Source organism: Bacteroides finegoldii DSM 17565 (assembly GCF_000156195.1).
Taxonomy (GTDB): Bacteria; Bacteroidota; Bacteroidia; order Bacteroidales; family Bacteroidaceae; genus Bacteroides; species Bacteroides finegoldii.
The window spans coordinates 99,001-107,427 of sequence record NZ_GG688318.1; the positions used below are offsets into that span (position 1 = coordinate 99,001).

Sequence of the window (8,427 nt, forward strand, 5' to 3'; positions counted from 1 at the left end):
AGCAGAAAGCTTATCTATAGCATCCGTATTGTATAATCCTCAACATTAGAACGTGACATGAAGATACCTACATTTTTCAAAAGTCTGATGACAGCTATCATTTTCCTTCTTATTCCTTGGGAAGGAAAGGCTACCGGACTGTCTGGTGATTTCATCTATCTGCAGGGAGAAGAATGGGAATTGTTGGCCAAGCCCATCAATAGGGATTCTGTTCTGTTTCATCGGTTGATGGAATTTTTGCCGGACAACCATTGCATTACTACCGCCAATTGGGAAGGCTATACCGCCTATTGGGAAGTGCAGCAATCTCATCTGTATCTGCATCATTTGGAAGTCTGTGTCTATGATAAACAGAAAAAAGAAGAGTATTCCCTCACTTATCAGCCAGACCAGTTGAAAGAAGTGTTTCAACCTTATTATCAAGACGGAAAAATCTGTGCCCGCTGGTTCAACGGAGAACTTCGTGCCGGGAAAGGTGAGCTGGTGCGTTATGTACACAGCGGCTTCGACCGCAACCTAGAAACGGAGCAAGTGATGGTGCTTCAACACGGTCGTATAGAAAGCTGCCGGACTTACCATAATACCCTACGGGCTGGCATGAAAATACAGCATGCTCAGGATGAAATTATCCGGCGTTTTCCTTGGCATTGCTTTCCGGAATACAAAGGGAAACGCATGACCTTTTGGGTAAATAATATGCAATGCAATTCGGATGGTTGTCTGGTGGATTTGGATGTAGTGATTATGTCCGTTCGTCCAAAACGGGAAAACATTGATGACAAGAATCATCCTTTGGCAAAAGCATTTAAAGAAGTACTGAAGAGCATTTATCCTTGGGAGGTGTTGTTTATCAACGGAAAGTACACGATTGAATTTAAGGATTTTGTACTTACCATTTGGGAAGACAAGCTAAAGTCCACTCAAGCAAATGATACTACGGAATACACGCTCATAGGCAAAGTCTATGGCGAAGAAGTGCGGCAAATTCTTCCTTACGATGTTGCAAAGAGGCCACTGATTGCTTCATACTTGACTATGGATGAAAAGCCGTTTCAAGGTTGGCTTACTGATTCTACCGGTACATTCAAAATAGAGCATTTGAAAAGAGGAAAGTATCAGTTAGTTGCCCAATTTGTCGGCTTAAATTCATGCGACACTCTTGTTACTATACCATTTCAATGTGATACGCTGCGACTTACGCTTCCTCTGTGGTATGAATATATAGAAAAATATGATTGCTCACCGACCCTATCTCGTGAATACATAGACAAAGGAAAACCCAATCTGAAGCTCATCATTCCTATTGGAAAAGAAGAGGTTATAAGGAAGCATCCCTTTTGGAAAAAATATGGGGTTACGTATATCAGTTCTTTTCCTTTGAAGGAAGATGGTAAACTGGCTTGTCATTTGAGTATTCCCAACCATCTGCTGACTGCTTACAACGAAGAAGTTTTCCGGTATTTGGATAAAAAGTTCGGCCAGGAATGGCGTAAGGAAGTACCTCCCGGCATCTTCGGATTGGATCAGTCTCTGAACGAACTGCATGATTATAACTGGCTTATCAAGACTTTGAGCAGGAAATGTAAATATCCCGTTGCTCAGCAAAAAAGGAACAAGGGTTGTGTTTTACAGGTGGAATATACTGTGACCCCGGAAGGCTATATCAGCCATGCTACGGTACTCAACCAAGTACCCCGTGCATTCCGAAAGTCAGTGATGCAAGTTTTTCAATCGCTACGGAATGTACCCACTGTCTTACGCCCCGGAAAAAGCACTCTCAGCATCCTATTCTGGCTGGATAACATGAAAAAATCCCCTAAAGCAGATGTAATCATTATCGGGTATACCTGGGATGATAAGCCTGTCTTGATGAAATAGATGGATAGATTGTCGTTTATCTGAAATAAAATCAGCCCATCCATTATCCGTCTTTCGTCAAAATACGTATCTTTACCGAAAAACCATTCCTATGCAGCCTATGAGAACGCGAATATCTTTTTATCGTACAGTCTTATCAGCACTTCCGTCAGTCGTGTTGATGCTTGCCATCGGACTTATATGGGTCGGATGTCAGCATAAGCCAATTGCAATCCACCGTGAAAATGGTTGGTATCCTGTAACGGGCGACTCCAATGACAGTCTTTCTTTGGAGCCTATCGTTACGACGAAAGATTTCAGTGTTTTACGGTTAGATTCAGATGCCTTTGGTAAATACGTAATTTTTGGACAGATACATCCGTATTATATGAACCTATGGGCGGAAGAAACAGAAAAAAACATTGGAAAACAAATTGCTTTTGTGTTTAATGATTCAGTGATAAGCAACCCCACTGTAAATATGAGAATTGAGAGTGGAAATTTTGCCATAACCTCTTATTGTGACACTTTACTGCCGGGAATTTATGAGGAACTGAATAAGGAAATCAATCCTTCTTACTCGGACAGTTTAACAAGACTTGCTACTACCCGATTATGGAAGGAAGCGAGAAAATTTAAAAAGACGCTGACGGACACGACCTTTTTGAAAACCAAGGGAATAATGTCTTATGCCGCTATAGATGTAATGAATGCCAACGGATTTAATCCGCATTATGCCTATAATCAAGTTGTTTATCTCAAAGCCTTGGATAGAGCTAGAAAGAAAATATCCATAAAGAACGGACATGTGATTTTCCCCTGTCAACGTGGTAAAGACCTGAATATATCAGATGACTTATTTCTGTTTATACAATCCTTATTTAAAGAGTGGAATCAATGGTTGGATACCGGCAAGCATCAGCTAGTCAAAGATGAAGATGGTTTGTATACTGTTGAGCCACTTCCTGAAAAGAAGGATAAGCTGGTCTCTGTTTCTCTTCCTTCCACCAAATCTGAGAAACAACCTATAACGGAAGAACCAGTTGACCAAAGAACCGGTCAGCAAGTAATAGAGGCTTTAAGTAAAGCATATGGTACGGACTCAACAGTAATCGGTGATTTCTTGGACAGTCCGCACTGTCCTGCATTCTTGGAAGGAATGTTTTTTGATGGTTCTACACTGGTCTTCCAAGTGAGAGGAGATACCACTGTAGCACGGCACACACTGGAAGCAGCCGCAAAAAGCGGTGCTTTCCGGCTAGAGCCTGCCACGGATGAAAGTTTTACCCAAAAACAGCTGAAAGAAATTAAGGATATCATCTGGAGTAAACGAGAAAAGCTTACAGATGAATACTTGAAATCTAATATGGCAGGTTGCGGTATAAGTGACCATCATATTTATCAGACTTTCATTATGAATACTCCGGAAGCTCGAAAGGCTTTCCGGGAAAAGATTATCGATTCACCGGCGGTCATTTTTGAAGGGCCCACTGAAAAAGCCCCCAACAATAGTATGGGTGTTAGCGATACTTTGGGCATCCTGCTGCAATCTGATTATCCGGTCTTTTCCACTCAGAGCAAACAAGCCACTTTTGTTTTGGTTAATCACAGCAAAGTAACATTACGATCCGGTGCTTATTATTTCTTGACCTATGAAGATGAACGAGGGGTATGGCGGGACTTGCCCATTCATGGTTCTTTTCTTGACATCGGTTATATCATTGAGCCAGGAAGAACAAGGCATCTATCCGGTTCTTTGTATCCGGAAATACATCACAACAAGCCGGGAAGATACCGTTTCTTTTATCCCGTTACTTTTACAGACACCGGAAGAAAGGCTACTTTGATGGCGGAATTCAAGCTGACAGACAATCCACAAGAATTGGCAGAAGGACAGAAAGAAAAGAGACTTGCCGTACCCTCTACCCAAGATAACCGGTCAGCTGGAACTATAACAACGTCTGTGCCGGAAGTTCCGACGGATGACAATCACCTTTTTCAAGTAGTAGAATGCATGCCCGAATTTCCCGGAGGAATGAAAGGATGTATGGATTTCATACAGAAAGAAATGCGCTATCCTGAAGAAGCCAAGAATGCAGGCATTCAAGGACGGGTACATCTGCAATTCATCATCGAGAAAGACGGCACGCCCGCCCAGCCTCGGATTGTACGTAGCGTTCACCCCTTGTTGGATAAAGAAGCCTTGCGAATTATCCGACAAATGCCGAAGTGGACACCGGGAAAACAAGATGGGAGGCCTCAACGAGTCCTTTATACCATACCAATTCAGTTTCGGTTGCCTAAGTCATGAGCCATTGTTTGATTTAAATTCCATATACACATGAAACGCTTTTTTCTATCCTTCATACTGCTTGGGTGCTTCTTTCAACTTGAAGCACAAGAAAGAACAGCCAACGACACCATTCTGATGTTGGAAAACAAATCATTGAATGATGTTCGCGATTATAATTGGCTCATCAAAACATTGAGCAGAGAGTGTAAATATCCCATCAATCAGCAAAAAAGGAACAAGGGTTGTGTTTTACAGGTGGAATATACTGTGACCCCCGAAGGCTATATCAGCCATGCTACGGTACTCAACCAGGCACCCCGTGCATTCCGAAAGTCGGTGATGCAAGTTTTTCAATCGCTACGGAATGTACCCACAGTCTTACGTCCCGGGAAAAGCACTCTCAGCATCCAATTCTGGCTGGATAACATGGCGAAAGGCCCTCACGCAGATGTTTTGATAATCGGCTACAGTTCTTGTGATACCCCTGTTTTGATGCGATATGATGCCGTGCTGACTGCCCATACTACTGAACCTCATCTGGAAGTGGGGGTACCGGTATGTTATCTGAATGAACGAGGCGATACCATTGTGCCTTACGGGAAATATCGGTATTGTCAGACGGATACTATCACGGAAATAGGCTTTGTGTATGAGAACAAACCGAAGAAATCCCGTATTGTTTGTATCAATGATGCAGGCAAAGAACTATTTTACGTTTTTAAATGCGATAACGGGCCGGATTATCTGAAAGAAGGACTATTCCGGATGATGGATGAACAAGGACGGATAGGCTTTGCCGATTCATCAGGCAATGTGGTTATCCACCCCCAATTTCTGTATACCACTCCGTTTGCGAACGGTCATGCCTATGTAACCGAACATGGAGGGGAGAGCAACGAGAGGGAACATACATCCTGGCAGTCGGACGAATGGAAAATCATTAACCGGAGCGGCAACGAATTGCTGGAATACACCGTCATCCGGAAAGACAAAGCCGTCAAAGGATTGCTTATCCGGTATACCCATCCATCCGGAAGCATCCGTACCCTTACCTATACCTATCCGGAAGATATTGCTTTCGCGGACAATTTTCACGCAGAAGTGACGCTTAAAGACCTGAACTTTGACGGACAGGATGACATTGCCATACCGTTAGGCAGCTATGGAAACCAACGCATTCAATATGAAGACGGTTATCTGTGGGATAAGGCTCTAAAGACTTATGTTCCCGTCAAGCAGCTGAAGGAAATTGCCAATCCGCGGATTGACAAAGAAGAGCGGTGTCTGTTCTCCTTTTCCCGCGAATCGGCAGCCAGCTACCATTATGAGCGATATGAATATGTTGACACTGAGCTTGTCAAGACCGCCGAACTCATCCAGACTTACCGTCAGGCAGGAGGAAAGCCCCTTTTCACAGAGAAGCACTATCAGAAAGGGAAAGGTATGAGAGTAGTTCATGCATCGGTTCCTATCCATGAAATTTCTCATTACTGGTTGAAGATTGTGCAAAAATGAACTTTGGGCAGCATCAACTAAGGGAATGTTTTGTATTTTTGCATCCAAAAACCTTTATTTATCCTATTTTGAAGAGGAGGACGGATTATGAAAGTTACGGTTGTCGGCATGTTATGCTGTTTGCTGTCTCTTGCTTGCACGGATAAGCAGAAGACATTTTTGCCGGAAGCGGTTCCGGCCTCGGCTATTGCCGTTATCGGAGGTTCAGAGCAGGATACGACTGCATTGACGGTAGAGGGGAATAAAGCCATTGCCCCACAGATACAAGACAGGGATACGGTCATTTATGAAATGCCCTCGTATTATCTGTGGTATAGAAAAGATTTGCCGAAATCTTATCGTAAGCAGGAACATCAGTTTTGGACAGAGCGTAAGGTGTATTGGCAAGATGTGAAGGTCATCAATGTCTTTCTGGCCAATTACACGGATGTACCTCTTGAATTTAACGGAGATTGGGAGCTTCAGCAATGGAATGGTCAAGATTGGGAACAGCCGCAATTGAAGCATTTGCCCGATACAGCAGAGACAGAGTGGATAAACGATGAACAAGCCCATTGCTTGTATTGCTTTCGCATTCCCGTAGGTGACTTTTATTATTTGCCGAAGGGACGTTATCGGATAAATAAGCTGGTTGCTCCCCATAATCAGCACGTCGTTTGTCTGTCTGCCCCATTTGAAATTCCCTAAAAACGGTTCGTAAAAAGATAACAGTTTGAACTAAAATCAAGTATTTGCGTATGAAAAAGTATGGATTAATTTTCATCATGAGCCTACTGGTTTGTGTTACGATGAAAGCGCAGGAGTGTGAGCGGTATATCGAAGTGACCGGAACGTCTGAAATGGAGGTCGTACCGGATGAGATTCATTATCTCATTGAAATACAGGAGTATTTTGAGGAGGAATTTGATGGCGTATCGAAGCCTGAGCAATACAAGACGAAGGTGCCTATTACCCGGATTGAGCAGGAATTGATGCAGGCCATCCATGATGCCGGAATCCCCGATTCTGCTGTACGCGTTCAAGAATATGGCAACAATTGGCGACATCAGGGGCATGACTTTTTGATCTCGAAACAGTTGGACATCACCCTGCAGGACTTCAAGCAGATTGACCGGATTGTCCAAAAGCTTAACACCCGGGGCATTCACTCGATGAGTATCGGCAAGTTGGATAACAAGGATATACTGACTTATCACCAAAAGGCCAAGATTGAGGCTCTGAAAGCTGCCCAACGCAAAGCAGCTTATCTGGTGGAAGCTTTGGATAAGAAATTGGGTTCGGTGATACGCATCGTAGAAAACACCAATGCAAACTCAGGAATGTTCGGTGCTTTACAAAGCAACGTGATGTCGATGAATGCCGGAGGATATGATAACTTCCGTACCATCCAACTGAAATATTCGATGACGGTACGCTTTGAAATAACGGACTGGATGAGCCGCTGATTCTATCACGTCAATTTGCCCGTCTGATGAGCTGACAAGCGTTTTTTATCGAATGTATCTGACGAAAATAAAAAAGAAATGCTTACCTTGCGCCGTGCAGTCTCCGAAGGCTGTACGGCAAATAAAATACTAACCTTAAAAGAGAAGATTATGAGCATTTTTCTGAAAGCGGTGCAACGCATCAACCCTTCGCACCCCGATGAACCCAAGAAGTGGTACCCCGTGCAATATACCACTAAGATGGTGGATGAAAGTGAAGTTGCCATGTTGATTGCCGAGGAGACCACACTCAACCCCATGGAAGCGGCCATGGCGATACGCCAGCTGCGCAAAGTGATGCAACGATTGCTGCTTGACGGCAAAAGCGTGAAGCTCGGTGACTGGGGAACATTCAACGTGACTCTGAACACCGAAGGAGCCGACACCCGTGAAGCGTTGACCGCCCACAACGTAAAGCGTGTCAACATCAACTTCCAGCCTGGCGATGAACTGAAGACTGCCATGCAGAAAGCGGACTTCGTCTGGCTGGACAAGCTGACGGAAAATGGTACATCTGACAAACCGTCAGAACACGAAGAAGAACATGAAAGTATACTCTGATTCGATTTATGAAGTTGCCCGACCCGGATTGCCGAGTCGGGCAACTCGTTTTCGTGAGTTGGGCAACTCAGCCTTTTGAGTTGGGCGACTCAGCAAACTGAGTTGGGCAACCTTTGGAAAAAGAAACTCAAGGCGAAATCAAAACGGAGTCAATCGTTGGAATGCTTCTCTTCTTGCCGCTTTTCTTCTTGCTCTTTCTCTGCCTGCATCTGCTGTCGCTCTTTTTTCTGAATCATACTCATAAAGGAGGAACTAATGATACCGGTAGGAATCGCTACCATGGCTACACCGAACAGACAGATGATGCATCCCAATAATTTGCCCAATGGAGTGATGGGATAAATATCACCATAACCTACCGTTGCAAAGGTGATGATGGCCCACCAAATGCCGTCACCGATGTTTTCAAACACATCGGGTTGGGCGTTCCGCTCGATGTAATACATGAGGATGGCCGAGAAACAGATAGTAATGAAACTGGCTGTATAGGCCGTAGCAAGTTCCTCTCTGACGGAATACAAAGGGATATTCAGTAAATGTTCCTCTTTCTAAAAAATCAAGAGAAAAGCTCACGTAAAGCAAAGCTTTTCTCTTGATTTTTTCGTTCAACTCTCCCAGTCTTCTATCTTTTTTGTAGAATATTGTTTACATATTCTTGTTTTTTCCTTCCCACCCATGCATTATGTACATGTCTTTTTAGGGGAAGTTAAAACCTCT

The 8,427-nt window shown here is 43.7% G+C and carries 6 protein-coding genes and 1 pseudogene; 6 read left to right on the forward strand and 1 reads right to left on the reverse strand.

Annotated features, from left to right (window positions below; genetic code table 11):
- The first annotated feature begins 57 nt into the window (after positions 1-57).
- The 6 genes from BACFIN_RS16810 to BACFIN_RS0219435 all read left to right on the forward strand — a co-directional run bounded on the left by BACFIN_RS16810 (position 58) and on the right by BACFIN_RS0219435 (position 7,710).
- Complete coding sequence (locus tag BACFIN_RS16810; protein WP_007748983.1) at positions 58-1,878, forward strand: FEKKY domain-containing protein; 1,821 nt, start codon at positions 58-60, stop codon at positions 1,876-1,878.
- Positions 1,879-1,978: 100 nt separating this feature from the next.
- On the forward strand, positions 1,979-4,168 hold the full coding sequence (locus tag BACFIN_RS21180; protein WP_157037684.1) for an energy transducer TonB: 2,190 nt from the start codon (positions 1,979-1,981) through the stop codon (positions 4,166-4,168).
- A 30-nt stretch (positions 4,169-4,198) separates the two neighbouring features.
- Positions 4,199-5,665 (forward strand): WG repeat-containing protein, encoded by a 1,467-nt coding sequence (locus tag BACFIN_RS22885; RefSeq protein ID WP_007748991.1) that lies wholly within the window; start codon positions 4,199-4,201, stop codon positions 5,663-5,665.
- A gap of 87 nt (positions 5,666-5,752) precedes the next feature.
- Positions 5,753-6,352, forward strand: coding sequence for an immunoglobulin-like domain-containing protein (locus BACFIN_RS16805; protein WP_007748992.1), 600 nt, complete (start codon positions 5,753-5,755; stop codon positions 6,350-6,352).
- A gap of 50 nt (positions 6,353-6,402) precedes the next feature.
- Positions 6,403-7,110, forward strand: coding sequence for an SIMPL domain-containing protein (locus BACFIN_RS16800; protein ID WP_007748996.1), 708 nt, complete (start codon positions 6,403-6,405; stop codon positions 7,108-7,110).
- Between the two features lie 78 nt (positions 7,111-7,188).
- Complete coding sequence (locus BACFIN_RS0219435) at positions 7,189-7,710, forward strand: HU family DNA-binding protein (RefSeq protein ID WP_007748997.1); 522 nt, start codon at positions 7,189-7,191, stop codon at positions 7,708-7,710.
- A 149-nt stretch (positions 7,711-7,859) separates the two neighbouring features.
- Here the strand turns inward: BACFIN_RS0219435 and BACFIN_RS0219440 are convergent.
- A pseudogene (locus BACFIN_RS0219440) lies at positions 7,860-8,231 on the reverse strand (potassium channel family protein); the annotation flags it as partial.
- Positions 8,232-8,427: the final 196 nt, after the last annotated feature.

Bases quoted from the DNA above. Each gene is read 5' to 3' on its own strand.
- BACFIN_RS16810 (WP_007748983.1), top strand. From the start codon at position 58: ATGAAGATACCTACATTTTTCAAAAGTCTGATGACAGCTATCATTTTC.
- BACFIN_RS21180 (WP_157037684.1), top strand. From the start codon at position 1,979: ATGAGAACGCGAATATCTTTTTATCGTACAGTCTTATCAGCACTTCCG.
- BACFIN_RS22885 (WP_007748991.1), top strand. From the start codon at position 4,199: ATGAAACGCTTTTTTCTATCCTTCATACTGCTTGGGTGCTTCTTTCAA.
- BACFIN_RS16805 (WP_007748992.1), top strand. From the start codon at position 5,753: ATGAAAGTTACGGTTGTCGGCATGTTATGCTGTTTGCTGTCTCTTGCT.
- BACFIN_RS16800 (WP_007748996.1), top strand. From the start codon at position 6,403: ATGAAAAAGTATGGATTAATTTTCATCATGAGCCTACTGGTTTGTGTT.
- BACFIN_RS0219435 (WP_007748997.1), top strand. From the start codon at position 7,189: ATGCTTACCTTGCGCCGTGCAGTCTCCGAAGGCTGTACGGCAAATAAA.